Origin of the sequence: Celeribacter persicus, from assembly GCF_003050785.1 — a bacterium.
GTDB classification, from domain to species: Bacteria; Pseudomonadota; Alphaproteobacteria; order Rhodobacterales; family Rhodobacteraceae; genus Celeribacter; species Celeribacter persicus.
The window spans coordinates 1-17,285 of the sequence record NZ_QAOH01000008.1 but is presented as its reverse complement, the minus strand read 5'-3'; the positions used below and the strand labels follow the sequence as shown (position 1 = coordinate 17,285).

Here is a 17,285-nt window from a genome sequence, read left to right as displayed (position 1 = left end):
AACACCCCATATTCACTTATATGAGGAAGAGAAGCGTAACGGCGGTTATACCCCAATTCACAGGAGAACGCGGATATGGCGAATGAAAAAGACATCCCCTACACCCCTATCCCTGTGACCGGGCGGACAGGTCCGCGCCCCGGTTACTAAGCTTCACGGCTGCAATCTCACGATCTGCAGCGACACTTCCCCCTTCGGCATAGGCTTTGATCAAGCGCAGAGCATATTCACCATATGCCAGTGCTTGTTTGCGCATTTCCAGATAATCGGAATAAATCAGGATACGCCTGTCCTGCTCCAGATTGGCAAACTTCTCTCCCCGCATATCTTCTGCAAGCGCCGAAATACCTTTTACAACGGAATAATACGCAACAATCACGTCAATTGTCTGGCGGGGGAGAACGTCTATATCCGTCACAAGGGCATCAAAGATGTGGTCGTGGTGTTCCTTGGGGACAAAAGGAATAAACGAACTGTTCTGCTTCATCTTCGTGAGCGTTTCAATTCCGTCATCCTGAGACAGAGTGGACAGGACATTTCCAATCTCGGCAAAGATCGCCTTGTGATAGTCGCGCAACCGCTCTTCTTTGCCTTGAGCTTTCGAAAGCTCATTGAAGATCGCCGAGGTCAACCACCCCGCCGCGATGACAGACCCGGCAATGATGGCCTGCCACAGTTTTTCGTCGGGCGAGAGCACGACTTTAATTCCGCCGAACAAGGCAAGCATAAGCCCCAACAGCGGAATCAAGATCAGCCAGATGAAGCGATGGAATACGGATCCCGCGACCTGACCGTCCTTGTGGCCGCTGAAGACAGCCACAAGGACAATCACGTATAAGCACGCGAATAAGAACCAGTATTCCATCACATCCGTCATGGATTATTCGAACTCCATGATCACTTCATCGACGGCAAGGCTGTCGCCCGGCCCTGCGTTGATTTTGGAGACGATCCCCTTGCGCTCGGCGCGCAAGATGTTTTCCATTTTCATTGCTTCGACGGTGCAGAGCGCCTGGCCCTCCTGGACCTCGTCGCCAACCTCGACATTGACCTTCACCAGCAGCCCCGGCATCGGGCACAGGAGAAGTTTCGAGGTGTCCGGCGGCAGCTTCTCGATCATGAATTTCGACAGTTCGGCCGCACGCGGGCTGCGCACGTAGACCTTGAGATCCGCGCCACGGTTGCGGATGCGGAAACCGCCCGGAATCTTGCCGACCTTGAGGGTCAGAGTGCCATGTTCCATGTCGATCAGGGCAAGGGTCTGACCCGGCGTCCATGTGCTTTCGATGCGGTGGCGGGTGTTGTTCACCAGCACGGTGGAACCGCGCTTGTCCGCCTCGACATGCACGGGAAAATCGTACTCGCCGATCTGCACCACCCAGTCACCGCCGACATGGCGTTCGTGGTTGTCCATCCGACCGGAAATCCGCGCACGGCGCACCTCGGCCACCCGGTACATCGCCGCCGTCGCCGCAGCGATCCGCTCAAGCTCTTCATAGGGCAGATCGACGCCCTGGAAGCCGTCGGGATATTCCTCGGCAATGAAGGCCGTGGTGATGTCGCCCGAGACGAATTTCGGATGATCCATCACGGCAGAAAGGAACGGCAGGTTGTGGCCGATGCCCTCGACCTCGAACGCGTCGAGCGCATTTCGCATGTTCTCGATCGCCGTCTCGCGGTTCGGCCCCCAGGTACAGAGCTTGGCGATCATCGGGTCGTAATACATCGAAATCTCACCGCCCTCGTAGACGCCGGTGTCATTGCGCACGATGTTGGTTTTCGTGGCGATCTCTTCCGGCGGACGGTATTTCGACAAGCGCCCGATGGAGGGCAGAAAGTTGCGATACGGGTCCTCGGCATAGAGACGGCTTTCCATCGCCCAGCCGTTGATCTTCACATCGTCCTGAGTGATCGACAACGGCTCGCCATTGGCGATGCGGATCATCTGTTCGACCAGGTCGATACCGGTGATCAGCTCTGTCACCGGGTGTTCTACCTGCAAACGGGTGTTCATTTCGAGGAAGTAGAAGTTGCGCTTGCCATCGACGATGAATTCCACAGTCCCGGCAGAAGTGTAGCCCACGGCCTTGGCGAGCGCGACCGCCTGATCGCCCATGGCTTTGCGTGTCGCCTCATCGAGGAAGGGCGACGGCGCCTCTTCGATCACCTTCTGGTTGCGGCGCTGGATCGAACATTCACGCTCGTTGAGGTAAATGCCGTTGCCATGCGCATCGCACAGCACCTGAATCTCGATGTGACGCGGCTGGGTCACGAATTTCTCGATGAAAATCCGGTCGTCGCCGAAGGACGAGGCAGCCTCGTTCTTGGACGACTGGAAGCCCTCCCGTGCCTCCTCGTCATTCCACGCGATCCGCATACCTTTCCCGCCACCACCGGCAGAGGCCTTGATCATCACCGGATAGCCGATTTCCTTGGAAATCTTTACCGCCTCGTCGGCATCCTCGATCAGCCCCATGTAGCCGGGAACCGTGTTCACACCGGCTTCCTGCGCGATCTTTTTCGAGGTGATTTTGTCACCCATGGCTTCGATGGCTTTCACCGGCGGGCCAACGAAAGCGACGCCCGCATCTGCCAGAGCCTCGGCGAATTTGGAGTTCTCGGACAGGAAACCGTAGCCCGGATGCACAGCCTGCGCGCCGGTCTGTTTGATCGCGTCCATCACCTTGTCGATGACGATATAGGACTGGTTCGCCGGCGGCGGACCGATGTGCACCGCCTCGTCGGCCATCGCCACATGAAGCGCGTTCTTGTCCGCGTCCGAATAAATGGCGACCGTCTTGATCCCCATTTTCTTGGCGGTTTTCATCACCCGGCAAGCGATCTCGCCGCGGTTCGCAATCAGGATCTTGTCGAACATGTCCTGCCCTCTCCCTTTCTCAAATCAGTCCTCTCCGACGGGCCGCATGCGCGGGGCCAGAACTCGGATCATGGGTTAAAGTCACGAAAAAAGCCCCCCGGACCGACAGGCCCGGAGAGCTTTTCGATTTCATGGCATCGCGGCGCGAAACCGCGCCGGTCAGACGAATGGAATTAGCGGCAAACGCCCGCGTCGTCGCAATAGGTGCCCGCGAGCGCGCCGAGGGCAGCACCGGTGAGCACGTTGTTGTCAGTTGCGTCGGCGACGACGGCGCCTGCGGCCGCGCCTGCGAGGGCACGTTCACCGTCGGTCTGCATGCAACCCGCGAGAGCCGCGACGGAGACGAAGGCGGAAATGAGAATGGATTTGCGCATTTTTCTGCTCTTGAGATGGTTGTAACTGGGCAGATTCTAGCGCAATCCGCAGCGGAGGCATAGACGCGAAATGCCGCGTCAAGCCCCTCGGCGGAAGAACGCCCACACACAAGAGCCGCCCCAAAGCCCGCCCCCGGCCATGCGCCGAAGAAAGAATGGCGAGGGCCATGCGGGGGAAGCACGGACCTCGCCAGAGGGGAAGGGTAACGGTTTTCAGAACAGGTCGCCGGGTTGCTGGTCCCGTGCGCCCTGTGATCAAGATGGGGCAGTCCGCCTGTGCTCACAAGGGTCGCTCCGCCCTGCTCGCCCGTTTCGGCAGCAGTTCGCGCAAACCCCGGAATGCCAAGCGAAAACCCGCGCATCAGCCGTTCAACTCCCCGTCATCATCCATGTCGTCGCCATTCCACATGGCGTCCCAGTCCGGCATCTCCTCGCCTTCGTCATCCGCACCTTCGGCAAACACCTCCGGGAAAGCGGCCATGGCCCGCTTGACGTCAATTTTCAAAAGCGCCTCGTAGGAGGCCGGATCGAAATCTTCGGGATCGGCCGGCACCACCTCGCGGCCAAACAGCCACGAGAGCCGCCCGGCATCGAGATTGCCGCGTTCGAATTCCTCTTCGCCGAAATGCGCCCAAAGCGCCGCCATAAAGGCCGCGTCGGCACGCTTGTCGGCCGATTTGCGGTCCTTGTAGCGTTCCAGCCCCTTGAGCGGCGTTACGCCCTTAGGGTTTGCCCGCCGGATCGTGAATTGGTAATCCGTACCCGGAAGCCGCCCCGGAAATCCCTTGTGTTTCAATATGTAATCGCGTGCCATCAGCTTTCGCCCTCCTGCGGTCTGCGGGCGATCAGGTCGATCTCGACCAGCGCCCCCACGGCCAGCGCGGTCACGCCCACCGTGGTGCGTGCCGGAAGCCTCTCAGGGGAGAAGTAGCTTTTGTAGGTCTCGTTGAACAGGGCGTAATCGCGTTCGAACGCGGTCAGAAAGCAGCGGCACTGCACGATATGTTCGGCACCAAGGCCCAATTCACCGAGAATAAGCAGGAGATTGTCCATCACCCGCCGGGTCTGGGCCGCGATGCCTTCGGGCAGCGGCGCATCGGGGGCCGCCGGGTCGGTCGGCATCTGGCCAGTCAGGATGACCCAGCCATCGTCCTCCACCGCATGCGAAAACGGCGCGACCGGACGCGGACCGTTAGAGAACATGTGGAATTTTGGGGCCATCTCAGAACGCCTCCCATTCGCAATGGTCGCCTGCGGGGCGATAGGCCTCAAAAACCTGCGCCACATCCGGGTCGGGGGTGCCGAATTCGGTGGGCGCAGAAGACAGGGAAATCACGATCATCGCGGCTTCCGGCGTACCTATGCGCGGCAGAGCGTAGCTCACACAGAGCGCGGCCAGATCGGCCTCCAGCTCTTCGTAAGACAGGCGCTCCAGATAGGTGGCCAACTCGGGCGCAAGGAAACGGAACCGGGCGGTCAGCCCCATGGCTGGCTGATCCATCACGGCTTCATAGAATTCCACCGGCTGGCCCGAGGGCACGCTCAACTCCTGCGCCTCAAGCGGAGCGAGTTCGGCAAAGGCGGCGAAGGCCATACCGGAGGCCAGCGCGGCAAGCGCGGACAAACGTGCGATCATCTTCGGGCCTCCCTGGCAAACCGAACCCAACGGGCGCGGTGGTCTTCACTTTCGAGAAGCGTGCGAATACACGCCTCGGTTTCGGATTTCGGGAACCGTCCGGCGACCGTACCGCCGGCGGTGATCTCAAGGTTTCCCCCACGTTCCGCCACCCGCACCACCGGAGCAAAGCCCCGGAGGTTTTGCAGGCTGCGCCACATATCCTGACGCACCTGCGCGGCAATGCGTGATTTGCGCAGCCCCGCGCCGCCTTCGATCACCGCCATGACGGCGACATCGAAACGCGCGGGTAGACGGCGCGCCAAAGTCAGCGCGCCCTGCTCTTTCAGGATATGCCAGCGTTGGCAGGCCATGAGGTCAGACCCCCGCGTTCAGAGCGGGATGTTGTCGTGCTTCTTCCACGGGTTTTCGAGCTTCTTGTTGCGCAGGGCAGCAAAAGCACGGGCCACACGTTTACGGGTGGAACGCGGCTGGATCACCTCGTCGATGAAGCCCCGCTCGGCCGCCACAAACGGGTTGGCGAAACGGTTTTCATAATCGGCGGTACGGGCCGCGATCTTCTCCGGATCGCCCAGTTCCGAGCGATAAAGAATCTCGGTCGCGCCCTTCGCGCCCATCACGGCGATCTCGGCGGTCGGCCAGGCGTAGTTGAAATCTCCCCGCAGGTGTTTCGAAGACATCACGTCATAGGCACCGCCATAGGCCTTGCGGGTGATCACGGTCACTTTCGGCACGGTCGCTTCGCCATAGGCGAATAGCAGCTTCGCACCGTGCTTGATGACGCCGCCGTATTCCTGCGAGGTGCCCGGAAGGAAGCCCGGCACATCGACGAGCGTCAGCACCGGAATTTCAAACGCATCGCAGAAGCGCACGAAACGCGCCGCCTTGCGGGAGCTGTCGATGTCGAGGCAGCCCGCGAGCACCATCGGCTGGTTCGCCACCACACCGACCGTCTGGCCTTCGAGGCGGATGAAGCCGGTGATGATGTTCTTCGCGTAATCTTCCTGAATCTCGTAGAAATCGCCCTCGTCCGCGATCGTGTGGATCACTTCCTTCATGTCGTAAGGCGTGTTCGCATTGTCCGGGACGATCGTGTCGAGCGCATCGTCGATCCGGTCGGGCGCATCGAAGAACGGGCGCACCGGCGGTTTCTCGCGGTTGTTGAGCGGCAGGAAATCGACCAGACGACGCACTTCGGTGAGGGCTTCGATGTCATTGTCGAACGCGCCGTCGGCAACGGAGGATTTCTTCGTGTGGGTCGACGCCCCGCCCAGTTCCTCGGCGGTCACCACTTCGTTGGTCACGGTTTTCACCACGTCCGGACCAGTGACGAACATGTAGGACGTGTCGCGCACCATGAAGATGAAGTCGGTCATCGCCGGGGAATACACCGCACCGCCCGCACAGGGCCCCATGATCACGGAGATCTGCGGCACCACGCCCGAGGCCATGATATTGCGCTGGAACACTTCGGCATAGCCCGCCAGCGAGTCGACGCCTTCCTGAATCCGAGCGCCACCCGAGTCGTTGAGACCGATCACCGGCGCGCCGTTCTGCACCGCCATATCCATGATCTTGCAGATCTTCTCCGCGTGTGTCTCCGACAGGGAGCCGCCAAACACGGTGAAGTCCTGCGAGAAGACATAGACCATGCGACCGTTGATCGTGCCCCAACCGGTAATCACGCCATCGCCGTAGAACTTGCTGTCCTGCATGCCAAATTCGGCACAGCGATGGGTTTTGAACATGTCGAACTCTTCGAAACTGCCCTCGTCGAGCAGAAGTTCGATCCGTTCACGCGCCGTCAGCTTGCCCTTGGCATGCTGGCTGTCGATGCGACGCTGTCCCCCTCCCAGGCGGGCGTCGTCGCGGCGATCGTGAAGTTCTTTAATGATGTCTTTCACGGGTAAGCCTCCTCGTCATTTCGCGGGCACCATATGACAGCGAAATATTCTTTCAAAGCAAGTTCTGGCAGATTTGCAAAACATGCAAAATCATTGTGCTGAAAAATGCAAATCTGCAAGTTTTGCGCTCCTCACACACCCCGAAGCGCTCGGCGCAGGATGCAGGCTTCTGAGGAAAAGGATCGTAGCTCAAAATGGCGGTTTGAGCGGCTCCATTCAGTACCATCCCCCAAGCACACGAGAATACTTAATTATCAATCGGCATTGAAGCTTGCCCCTTTCTCGGCGTGCACCATTGCCCCCTTTGTGTTGAGCAGGCCCGGCGCCGCTGCGTTAAACGAAAACGACACAGCGCCGGGCCTGGGGGGTTTAGAGGGGAGCGGTTCAGTTCTTGAAGCGCCAGCTTTCTTTCCCGGTTTCGACGATCGGAGCAAGCCGCAGGCGCGGTGCGTAAGCCGGTCGAGCAACGCGGTTGTCATTTTGCGTCACCAAACACGCTGGGCCATTCGCCGAAGGCCTGATTGGTTGACACGATGATCAACCTGCGCTCGTAGAACTTGCCGATCAGGTGGAACAGCAGCTGTTCCCGCAGACGAGGCACCAGTGAGGTTGACGACGGACCCGAGGAGCGCCGAGGAAAAGCCTTCCATGAAGTCCGTGCCGTAGACCGCGCTGGAAAGCCCCGAGGAAATCACCCCGTCCAGGCCGTTTTCCAGAAGCTCCCCCAGCTCAGTTGCCCCGACCCGAACCCCGGAATGATGTCGCCCAGACCGCTGGTGTCTATATTGAACGTCGTATCAAGATTGATCCCGGCGACAAGCGCCTTCGAGACGACGGAGAAGACGGCGCCTTCAAGGATTTCACCGAGGTCGAAGTCGCCGGAGACAAGGCCGTCAGCGGTGTCCACAATGACGGATGAGGCGAATGCGCTCGCAGGCAGCGGGGCCGTCTACTTCATAAACAGAACCTCGATACCACGAACTTCAACGACGCAATCTAAAACTCGGGCAACCTATTCACCCGAAGGATCATAGCACGTAGGCGGGTTTTTGAACCCATCCCAATATATCCAAAGACGACCACACTTCGGACATTTCAAGAAGTGCTCAAATTCTGCGTAGAGTTCTTCCGCATCAACACTACCAACAAATCCTTCAAAGCGGGTATCTGAGATCACCAGCCATTCGGTTGGGTTGGGCACCTGCCCAAAATCCAATCGGTATCCACACTTGCATGCGATTGACGGCATTTCGCTTACTTCCCAATGATCACAATGTCAGTAATGTTCGTTGCGCCAGCACCGTTCACCCTTGCAAGTACATCGCCCAATTGTTCACGGGTTACTGGCGAATTCGAAAGATCAACCACAACGCCAGTAGCTTGATCATTCTTCTTCGCAACAGCAGATATGATCCGGTTTGGGTTGGCCGATGTCGGTGTATAGACATCGTAAGGTACGCCATCTACCAACAAGTCCGACGTGCCTCCCCCTGCTCGCGTCCCAACTGGATCACGAAGCTCAACGTTTCGACCTAGACCAGCCATGTGTTCAGCAGCCCGTAACTCGCTTACCGAAGGGTTGGCGGCAGTCACACGAAGCGCTCCTCCATTATTTGTAGCACCCACGCGCGTCTTTGGGAAGCTGGGGCCAGGAGAGCAGGCCAGAAGGTTGCCCGAAGCGCATTCAACCACATCAGCAACTCCGAGAGCGAGACACACGCGCGGCGTGACACGGCACACGGAGGGGCCGAGCACCGCAGCACCTGTGACAAAAGCAATAAACTCCTTCACCGTTTCGGCGATTTCAGCATCGCCCAGATAGTCCGCATAAGCTTCCGTATACGCCGTTGCGCAGGCCTCTTCTGACAGGGCATCGCACTGCACCGCGCTATAGTCTTCATAACCGTTCATGAAGTCGATGTTGCGGGCGAGTTGTTCCTGTGCCGGCCCCGAGACGAAGAGGCTTCCCGAATGGCTCAGGTAGCTGGCGGCAATCGGGCTGTTATCCCGCAAGGCCGAGATCACCTCGTCATATGTCGCGGCCTCCGCCATGAAGCGGTCGATGCACTCATTCGTGTAGCAAGTCGCGGCCAGTTCTTTGTCATTCATCAGGCCGACATTCGCGTAATGCAGCGCAATGGCCCGCTCCTCGTCTCGAGAACACCCACCTTCCTGTGCACGGCATTCAGCAAGCTCTTCGAGCATTTCGGCCAAATCAGTGTGTTTGAGGTAATTGTTCAAAACCGCTGACACGGAGACTGAAGAACCAGCCGTGACATTCTGTGCCTCTCCACCGGAAAACACGAACCCGGCAATCGCGCCAGATAGTGAGGCAAGGCGCTGTGTCTCCTCGACTGAGAGATCGCCAGCCTCAGACATCTTTGAAATCAGGCTTGCTGCGATCCCACCCGCGGCACCTGCCGCGCAATCGGCGCCCTGGGCTTCGGCGGCCGCACAGCCTGCGAGGCCGTGCAGAAGCGCGTGGCCGAGAGAGCCTTCTCCACCGTTCGCGCCGCCCTTGAACAGCTCTCCGATTTCAAACTGCACGTCGGCGAGGGTGAGGTTCACAACTGTGTTGACGAGAGAGCTTGAGAAGCCTTCCATGAAGTCCGTGCCGTAGACCGCACTGGAAAGCCCGGAGGAAATCGCCCCGTCCAACGCGCCTTCGAGGATATTGGCCATGGTGAGATTGCCATTGCCGAACCCCGAAATCAGCGCATTGTTCAAAACGGAGTTTTCAGGGATCTCGCCAAGGATGTCTTCAAGACCAATCCCGGCGGCGGGCCCGGACAGCCGATATCCCCCAGCCTGTGCAGGCATAAACGCCAGATGCACCGCTGTGAGAAGGGTAAGAAGGTATGTCAGGAAGATGTGGAGGCGGGAGTTAACCAAGGCACGCATTACTGTGCGATCGCTACGCCAAAACATCAGGGCCTGAACCTGACGGTGTGCAAGAACAGCCTCAAGACGAAGAATGAGGGTTGGGTTTTTCAGGCGCAACAGCTGGTGGGCCTCGCTTTATTAGACCGTAATCCATCACACGCCCCCGCTCCTGCATATAAAGCTTGAATGTGCGCCCTGATGTATCATCGATTACATCACCGTTCTCCCAAAACGTGTCGCATTCATAGCAAAAGGCGTGAGGAAAGGCATCCCCCGGTTCATTAGCTAAAGCGACACGCCAAACCCGATCTTCATGGCAAAATGGACAAATGATATCAGTCATTGTGGAAACGCCGTAATTATTTCGCTAGTACCGTCCCTGACAACTATTTGCACAGAAGTCTGACCATTCGTTCCGACAGGGCGTCCAAGATCAACTGTCCAAGTTCGGTTGCCATTGGCCTGAAGCGTTCCCGCGCCAGTCCTGTTCGTCCAAGCCTCATCAACAAGGCTCAATGCATCATCACCCTGCACATTGAACACTGAGTGAACCGGTTTGTTTGGGTTGGGGGTCGTATGGTCAAGTACATGGTCAACACGATTTCCAAACTTCGGATCGGCTCCATACCGCAGGCCCTCCGGCGAAACGTGAACAATGTCACCATCAGGAGTACGGTATGACGCGAATCCTCTGGGAGTATTTACCTGCGCGCCCACACCACTGATCGGTCGCCAATCGTCAGGTATCGCTCCCGTATTTGTGGCCCCTCCCGCCTCATCAATAGCCCGTTCCGCCGCATAGATCAAATCCGAATCGCCGCGTTTGCGAATGGCCGCGATGATCTTCATGCCGACCTTGCTGCCCGGGATAATCTGCCCGGCAGTCATTTCGATTGACGTCTCGATGCCGAACTGAACGACCATCTCCGCGACTGCGTCACAGGCCGCCTGATCCCCGGCGTCGCAGGCCAGACCTTTTTCCGTCAGTTGATAGGCATCGTAAGCGGTGAGCGCATAATCGGCCGCAGTCAGCGCGGCGACAATTGCCGCCACGATGAGAACACATATTCCTGTTCCACAAGCATTGTTATCGAGGTCAAGAAGTGCGGCATCGGCAGCAGCATGTACGTTGGCAGCATCCCCGCCAGAGGTGAAATACCCGGCAATTGCAGCAATCAATTCCAGACGATCCCGGTATTCTTCAACAGAATTCGCACCAAGACCCGACCCCGTGCCCACAACGAAATCGGTGACCAGCGATCCAAGCGCCCCCGACGCACAGCTCGCCCCCTTGGCTTCGGCGGCGAGGCAGTTGATCGTTGCCTTGGCAACCAGCTTTTCGACGCTGAAGATGTCGTGCCCGTAGACAGTCGCGACCTCCTCAATCGCCGCGCCTGCGACGCCGTTCGCCACATAGCTCACGATGGAACTGAGAACGCCCTCACCGAAATCCGTGCCGTAGACCGCGCTGGAAAGCCCCGAGGAAATCACCCCGTCCAGACCGTTTTCCAGAAGTTCCCCCCAGCTCAGTTGCCCCGACCCGAACCCCGGAATGATGTCGCCCAGACCGCTGGTCTCTATATTGAACGTCGTATCAAGATTGATCCCGGCGGCAAGCCCTGCCGAGACGCCGGAGAAGACGGCGCCCTCAAGGATTTCACCGAGGTCGAAGTCGCCGGAGACAATCCCGTCAGCGGTGTTCACGATGAAGGATGAGGCGAATGCGCTCGCGCCCGACCCCAGAGCGGAAAGACTGTAGGTGGTCGACAGGACCGCGCCCGTGGCCGACGTCGTGACCGCCGTGGTTCCAAAGGCGGTCGTCGTGGTTGTCACAGTCGTTCCGGCAACCGTTCCTGCCGCTGTCGTGACACCTGTTACACTGCCTAGCCCCGCAATGATCTGCGGAGCAACGACAGCAATCGCAATACTGACCAGCGCCTTGAAGGCGGGGCTGAGTTGGGTCTGTTCGTCGTAGAAATACTCGTTCGCGAGGTCTTGCGTGAGCAGGTTGAGGCCTTCGAGGGCGAGAAGTTCCTCGGGGTAGAGGTCTTCGGGCGCGGGCGCATCGACGCCGGCCTGTTCATAGAGCGTCAGCTCCGCCTGCCCGCCGATGCCGAGGTTCAGCGCCTGACCGGCGAGCAATTGCGTGAACACCGCGGTTTCGACAAAGCTGCGCTCCTGGATCGTCGTCATGGTGACGAGGCCCATGTTCGACGAGAAGAATTCGGAGCGCTGGCTGTCGATGGCGGCCTGCACGGAGAAGTCGCCGCCGGTGTCGATGTTGAGATTCTGGCCCGCAGAAAGCGTTGCGCCCACAAGGGTCGTGTCCGCGCCGGAGACCAGGCTCAGATCGAGCGCGGCCAGCGCATCGGTGCCGGTGTTGAACTGATCGACGGAGTTCTTCTGGCTGGACGAACTGATCAGGCCCCAGAAGAGGCTGCTGGATTTCTTCTTTTCTTCCTGGAAGACATCCGTGTAGGTGCCCGCATAGATATCGTCCTCCACGGCGGAGAGACTGATATCGCCATTGCCGGAGACGAAGGCCGTGCCCGCCGTGGTCAGATCGCCCGTTTCCGCGATGATATCCACATTGCCCGAGGCCGCGATCCGCACGCCTTCATTGGTGATCTCGGTGATGGAATGGGAGGAGGATTTCTTCTTGAAACCGAAGAGGCCGCTCTTTTTCGAGCTGCGCGTCTCATAGGTGTAGATGTCCTGCGCGGCGGCGAGCACCACATCTTCGGCCGCAGCCAGTTGGACAGTGCCACCTGCGTCGATCTGTGTGCCAACGAGAATAGCGGACCCGCCCGAGCTGGCGGTAAAATCGCCGCCCGTGTTCAGCGTGGTCACATGGCTGGTGACGGACTGGATGTCGGTGCCGTTCTTGCGGTTGCCGGAATGGAACTCCGCCGTGGATTGCACGGCTGTCAGAAGCAGATCGCCACCCGCCGAAAGCGTGGTATTGCCGCCGATCTCACCTTGCAACCCGGCCAAGGTCAGATCGCCCGAGGTGATGATCGAGAGATCACCGCCGGTGGTCAGGGACGAGGTGACCTGCTCGGTGGCTGTCAGGGTCGAGGTTGTGGTGGTCGTGGTTTGCCCGGTAAACGGATTGGTAACCGTGTTTCCACGATTGATCTCATAGTCGTTCTCAAGGGCGGTGAGCGTCACCCCCGTGATGGCGAAGATGGATGTGTCTGTCTCAGACGAGATCGACACGCCCTTGCCGGTAAAATCCTGACCCGCGATGATATCGACACTGGCCCCGTCGATCTTCACATCTTCAAAGGCGATGCTGCCAAGGGCCGTGAGCGCCACTTCCCCGGCATCTGCGGTAATGGAACCACCTGTGCCGGTGATCGTGTTGGCCGTGATGGAGGCATCGACCGAGGCCTGGATCGCGCCCGAATTGTCAATGGCATCGCCCGAGATCACCACATTGGTCCCGCGGATCAGCGCCCCTGTGCCATCGAGCTCAAAGCTGGTGGCCGCAGGATAGATCGTGGTCAGGCCGGTCCCATCACGTGACGGAACTTCAATCGGCTGATTGAGATAATCGAGGTTTCCCACATCCGCGATGACATCCGCCTTGCTCAGAGCGGCCAGAATGGTTTCGGATGTGTTGTTGATCAGATCGTCACGGTACTGAAGACGATCCACATCCATCATGTAGTTAGACGTGATGTAATTGCCGTATTGCGTGAACTCCGGGTCCGTTTCGGCAATAGTGTTGAGACCCGCCGCCAGAAGCGCCTCCAACGGAGCGGTCGGAGTGAGAGACGGTGTCACCGAAGTCACGGTTTCGACGGTGGTGCTGTAGCGACCCGGATCAATGGGAATGACCGTGGGCGTGCCACCACCTGTATCGACGGTTGTCGAGGAACCGATATCGACCGCCGCCACATCCCGGATATCCGTGCCGTTACCCTCGACCGGCGCCGTGTAATCATCCGTACGCCGATCGTGGAACTCCAGATTTTTCCCGGACACCCGCGGAACACCCGCCAGATCGGCATCGCCTGCCGCCTGCTGTGCCTGGAGATACGCATTCATCTCATCCATGACGTCCTGCAACGTCAGTTCGGACGAGTTGAGGGTCACATTGGTCAGGCTGCCCGCAATGGAAACATTGCCAACGGCCTCGATACGTCCTCCGAAGGTATCGTAAAAATCTACCTCGCCCTCGTGACAGGTGAAGCAACCCGGTTTTTTATGGACCTCCAACAGAACCTGACTGGCGCCCATGGCCTGATTGGTCACCGTGTTGGCCGTGATGAACAGGTCTTCTCCGGCAGATATGTTGCCAAAGATATTGCGCACCTCACCGGCCTCGATATCGACCGTGCCGCCCGCGACGATTTCGGCCAACACACCATCGTCGTTGAACCGGTCCTGATAGAGGATCTTCACAATGTCATAGGCAGCACTGGACCCGAGCGTCATCTCGGCCCAGACATCGGTCACGTCGCTCACGAGATCATTGGAGTAGACCGTGGTCACCACGCCCGTCACCGGATCCGTCGTGCTGCTCTCCACCATAAGTGCGGACGGATCGAGGATCGCCTTCACCTCGTCGCTGACACTGGTGCCGCCGGAAGCCAGAACATCCCAGAACGCGGCATAGGCCTGTGCATACTGAGGCAACACAGCGCCATCGGCACCGAAGATCGCCGGGTCGACATAGGACATGACATCCGCAGCGGGATCGGAAACCCCGGCAGAATTGGCCTTGGCCGTCAACGCGCCCCAGCGGCCTGCAAACTCACTGCTCAGGGCCGTCCCGCTCGGTGTCGTTACATCGGCGCGCAGAATGGACTGCGCCGCAGACGACAGGCTCTCTCCGCCATTGATCAGATCGGCAAACAGCGCGGCGTATTGCGCAGCGTATGCCGGCAAGATTTGACCGTCCGCATCAAGATAAACCGGATCAACCAAGGTCAGGAGTTCAGCAATGGGATCAAAAGGTTCACTGTTCCCCTGCTCAAGCCATTTGATGATTTCACTTGCCCCGATGGTCGGAGCGGTCCCCAGATTGGCCACCTCATCGGCGCGGATCGTCAGATCGCCCTGAAAGGCCTCGATCCGGCCATTGGTGTTCTGAACCAGACCCGCCGGATCAAGGGCGGCATTGGCAGCCAAAGTGATGCTGTCATTGGCCCAGATCACCCCGCCATTGTTGAGGATATGATCGGCGTAGATCGCCAGATCGTCACCGGATATCAGTGTGGCGGCATTGGTCACAGAGGTTGCGGCATCGAGCGTCAGGGACGTTCCAGCCGAGACGATGCCGGTATTGCCGATCGTGCTGGCGGAGGTGATCGTGGTGTGGGTCGCACTCAGACTGCCACTGTTGGTCACCCCGCCGGAACCTGCCGTTACGGCAAGCGTTTGCCCGGCATTCACCACTCCACCGGTGGTGACGCTCGCCCCGTTCAGGGCGATGGCATCGCCGTAAACAGCAGACCCCGCATCGGTTTGCAGCGAGGTGACAGCGGTCAAGGTTGCATTGTTTGTCCCCGTCACCGTGCCACGGTTCACGATCCCCGCATCCGACGTAAGCGTTGTGACGGTCCCGATCAGTGCGCCGCCATTGTCAATCCCGCCGGTCCCGGCATCGAGAGTGAGGGTGATGGCCGCAACGACATCGCCATGCGTGGAGATCGAAGTCCCGACCAGATCAATATCGCCACCCGAGATTTCCGAGCCGGTGCTCGTGCTCAACGCATCCGTTGCCACAAGTGCGGCGGAAACCGTTCCGGCAATCGCACCATTATTGGTCAGATCGGCGGCTGAGGTCAGCACCACCGTGTTCCCGGCCAGAGTGCCATCCGCAATCATATCCCCGAGGGTCGTCACGATATCCAGCGCATCGTCCGCCTTCATCACCCCATCAAGCTTTGCCGAGGTGCCGGAGAGCGTGACATCGGCGCCAAAGACCTCGGACGCGCTTCCGGTGACAAGCGTGGTGGCCGCCGTCAGCCGGGCCAGATCGCTCGCCGAGATTTTGCCGCTGTTTTGCAGACTTGCCGCAGAGCTGAGCGTCACATCCGTGCCGGACAGAGAACCGCTGTTGCTGATCCCGCCGGTTCTTGCCACGACCGTCAGCGCCTCTGACGCCGAGGCATTCCCGGAGCTCGCAACGCCTTGTCCGCTCAGGGCGATGCTGTTGCCGGACAGTTCGGAAGCTGTTCCGGTGGTCAGCACCATGCCCGCATCAGCCGTGATCGCTCCCGTGGCCGCAGCCTTGCCGTTCAGCGCAACGCTTGCCGCCGCATCGACATCCATGGAAGCCGCAGACAGCTCAGACCCCTCGCCCAGGGTCACAGCCCCGTCAAGCGATGTAACCCGGAACGCTTCCGAGGCGGTGATCGCCGCCGTGATATTGGCAAGCCCCGCACTTTCGAGCGTGATCGCCCCGCCATCGGCCTGACCGGTGAAGGTGAGCGTGCCATCCGAGGTGCGAATATCAATCAGGTTGCCATTCTCGGAGGTGATCGACCCCTCCAGAAGCAGCGGGCCCTGATTGCGAACGATTATCCGCTCTTTGGCCTTGATCTGGGGAACATGCCCACCCGAAGGCGCGCCAAGGGTCAGCTGGCCATCCGCACGCAACGCGATATCGGTGGAAGAGGCCATTTCCCCGTCGAGACGCACCCCTACCCCATTCTCGGTCGCCACCATCTGAATGGCATTGGCGTACATGCCGCCCAGAGCCGCCACGTCCACAGCCAGAGCCGGCGCTGTGCCGGTTCCCGCCTGTTCCACAATGCCCGTGACCGCACCGGTTTGCGGATCGTAAGACCAGTTGTAATCGACGACATTGGCACCTGCGACCACGTTCAGCTGGTCCGCCCGCATCGCGCCATAAATGGCGGCCGCACGCGCAATCACATCGACGCGGGAGGTATCGGCCAGAGACAGACGACCTTCCGGGTTCAGCCCCCCCGATCCGATCGTCACCGTGCCCTGTTTGACATCAAAGCCCGAAAGCGATCCATCCGAGCCAAGGCGCGGTGTCCCGGTCGTAAGCGTCGTGCGCCCCGTATTCACGAAACCGCAACCGTTACAGGTGATGCCGAACTCATTGGCCAGCACCACATCCATGCTCTGGCCGCCAACTTCGAGAATGCCGTTGAGCCGGGTCTGACTGCCACCCACGACCTCGCCGATCCAAAGCTCCGCCACCCGGCCCGGCGCAAGATTCGGGTTGCCCTCGATCCATCCCCCGAGCTGGGTACTCACATTGGTGGCCGAGTTGTTGAGGATCAGATCCCCTGCCGTGAATTCGGTATAGATGTCATGGGAGACACCCGCCCCGTTGGGTGTACCGATGTTGAGGACTGTCGTGCCGTTATAGGCCTGATCCACATGGGGGCGCGGACCGTCATCCGGCCCCACCACCTGGATGCTTTGGGCATGAAGAAGGGCGTGAGCTGCTGCCGGTTTCGTGGACGGCAACTTAAGCTTTCATAGCTCGCTCCTCGAAGGTCATAGGGCTTAGATAGCCGATGGTCAAGTGGCGACGCGTTGGATTGTAGAACCTCTCAATGTAATCGAACACATCGGCGCGAGCCTGTCTTCTGGTCCGATAGGTTTTGCGCCTGACCCTT

The 17,285-nt window shown here is 59.3% G+C and carries 12 protein-coding genes and 1 pseudogene; all 13 read right to left on the bottom strand.

Annotated features, from left to right (window positions below):
- Window positions 1-106 precede the first annotated feature (106 nt).
- Window positions 107-877, bottom strand: coding sequence for a hypothetical protein (locus C8N42_RS11535; RefSeq protein WP_107816725.1), 771 nt, complete (start codon window positions 875-877; stop codon window positions 107-109).
- A gap of 3 nt (window positions 878-880) precedes the next feature.
- Entirely contained in the window at window positions 881-2,878 is a 1,998-nt protein-coding gene (locus C8N42_RS11530) for an acetyl-CoA carboxylase biotin carboxylase subunit (protein WP_107816724.1), read from the bottom strand.
- Between the two features lie 173 nt (window positions 2,879-3,051).
- Entirely contained in the window at window positions 3,052-3,252 is a 201-nt protein-coding gene (locus C8N42_RS11525; RefSeq protein WP_107816723.1) for a lipoprotein, read from the bottom strand.
- Between the two features lie 361 nt (window positions 3,253-3,613).
- Window positions 3,614-4,051: a hypothetical protein gene (locus tag C8N42_RS11520; protein ID WP_107816890.1), complete on the bottom strand. Its 438-nt coding sequence runs from the start codon at window positions 4,049-4,051 to the stop codon at window positions 3,614-3,616.
- Window positions 4,052-4,065: 14 nt separating this feature from the next.
- Window positions 4,066-4,473, bottom strand: coding sequence for a RidA family protein (locus tag C8N42_RS11515; protein WP_107816722.1), 408 nt, complete (start codon window positions 4,471-4,473; stop codon window positions 4,066-4,068).
- Between the two features lies 1 nt (window position 4,474).
- Complete coding sequence (locus C8N42_RS11510) at window positions 4,475-4,888, bottom strand: DUF6497 family protein (RefSeq protein WP_245890079.1); 414 nt, start codon at window positions 4,886-4,888, stop codon at window positions 4,475-4,477.
- Window positions 4,885-5,241 carry a hypothetical protein gene (locus C8N42_RS11505; protein WP_107816721.1) on the bottom strand — a complete coding sequence of 119 codons (357 nt, stop codon included), beginning with the start codon at window positions 5,239-5,241 and terminating at the stop codon, window positions 4,885-4,887. The genes C8N42_RS11510 and C8N42_RS11505 overlap by 4 nt, the downstream gene beginning before the upstream one ends.
- An 18-nt stretch (window positions 5,242-5,259) precedes the next feature.
- On the bottom strand, window positions 5,260-6,792 hold the full coding sequence (locus C8N42_RS11500; RefSeq protein WP_107816720.1) for an acyl-CoA carboxylase subunit beta: 1,533 nt from the start codon (window positions 6,790-6,792) through the stop codon (window positions 5,260-5,262).
- A 384-nt stretch (window positions 6,793-7,176) separates the two neighbouring features.
- A pseudogene (locus tag C8N42_RS11495) lies at window positions 7,177-7,375 on the bottom strand (ATP-binding protein); the annotation flags it as partial.
- A 108-nt stretch (window positions 7,376-7,483) separates the two neighbouring features.
- Window positions 7,484-7,699: a hypothetical protein gene (locus tag C8N42_RS11490; RefSeq protein ID WP_107816719.1), complete on the bottom strand. Its 216-nt coding sequence runs from the start codon at window positions 7,697-7,699 to the stop codon at window positions 7,484-7,486.
- Window positions 7,700-8,046: 347 nt separating this feature from the next.
- Complete coding sequence (locus tag C8N42_RS11485) at window positions 8,047-9,792, bottom strand: CdiA C-terminal domain-containing protein (RefSeq protein WP_146168268.1); 1,746 nt, start codon at window positions 9,790-9,792, stop codon at window positions 8,047-8,049.
- A gap of 222 nt (window positions 9,793-10,014) precedes the next feature.
- Window positions 10,015-17,073: a two-partner secretion domain-containing protein gene (locus tag C8N42_RS11480; RefSeq protein ID WP_245890076.1), complete on the bottom strand. Its 7,059-nt coding sequence runs from the start codon at window positions 17,071-17,073 to the stop codon at window positions 10,015-10,017.
- Between the two features lie 61 nt (window positions 17,074-17,134).
- Window positions 17,135-17,285: IS3 family transposase (locus C8N42_RS11475; protein WP_146168267.1), on the bottom strand; the 151-nt coding region annotated here is incomplete at its 5' end.

Excerpts from the sequence above, each read along its gene's own strand:
- C8N42_RS11530 (WP_107816724.1), bottom strand. The coding sequence starts at position 2,878 with ATGTTCGACAAGATCCTGATTGCGAACCGCGGCGAGATCGCTTGCCGG.
- C8N42_RS11510 (WP_245890079.1), bottom strand. The coding sequence starts at position 4,888 with ATGATCGCACGTTTGTCCGCGCTTGCCGCGCTGGCCTCCGGTATGGCC.
- C8N42_RS11525 (WP_107816723.1), bottom strand. The coding sequence starts at position 3,252 with ATGCGCAAATCCATTCTCATTTCCGCCTTCGTCTCCGTCGCGGCTCTC.
- C8N42_RS11505 (WP_107816721.1), bottom strand. The coding sequence starts at position 5,241 with ATGGCCTGCCAACGCTGGCATATCCTGAAAGAGCAGGGCGCGCTGACT.
- C8N42_RS11515 (WP_107816722.1), bottom strand. The coding sequence starts at position 4,473 with ATGGCCCCAAAATTCCACATGTTCTCTAACGGTCCGCGTCCGGTCGCG.
- C8N42_RS11535 (WP_107816725.1), bottom strand. The coding sequence starts at position 877 with ATGACGGATGTGATGGAATACTGGTTCTTATTCGCGTGCTTATACGTG.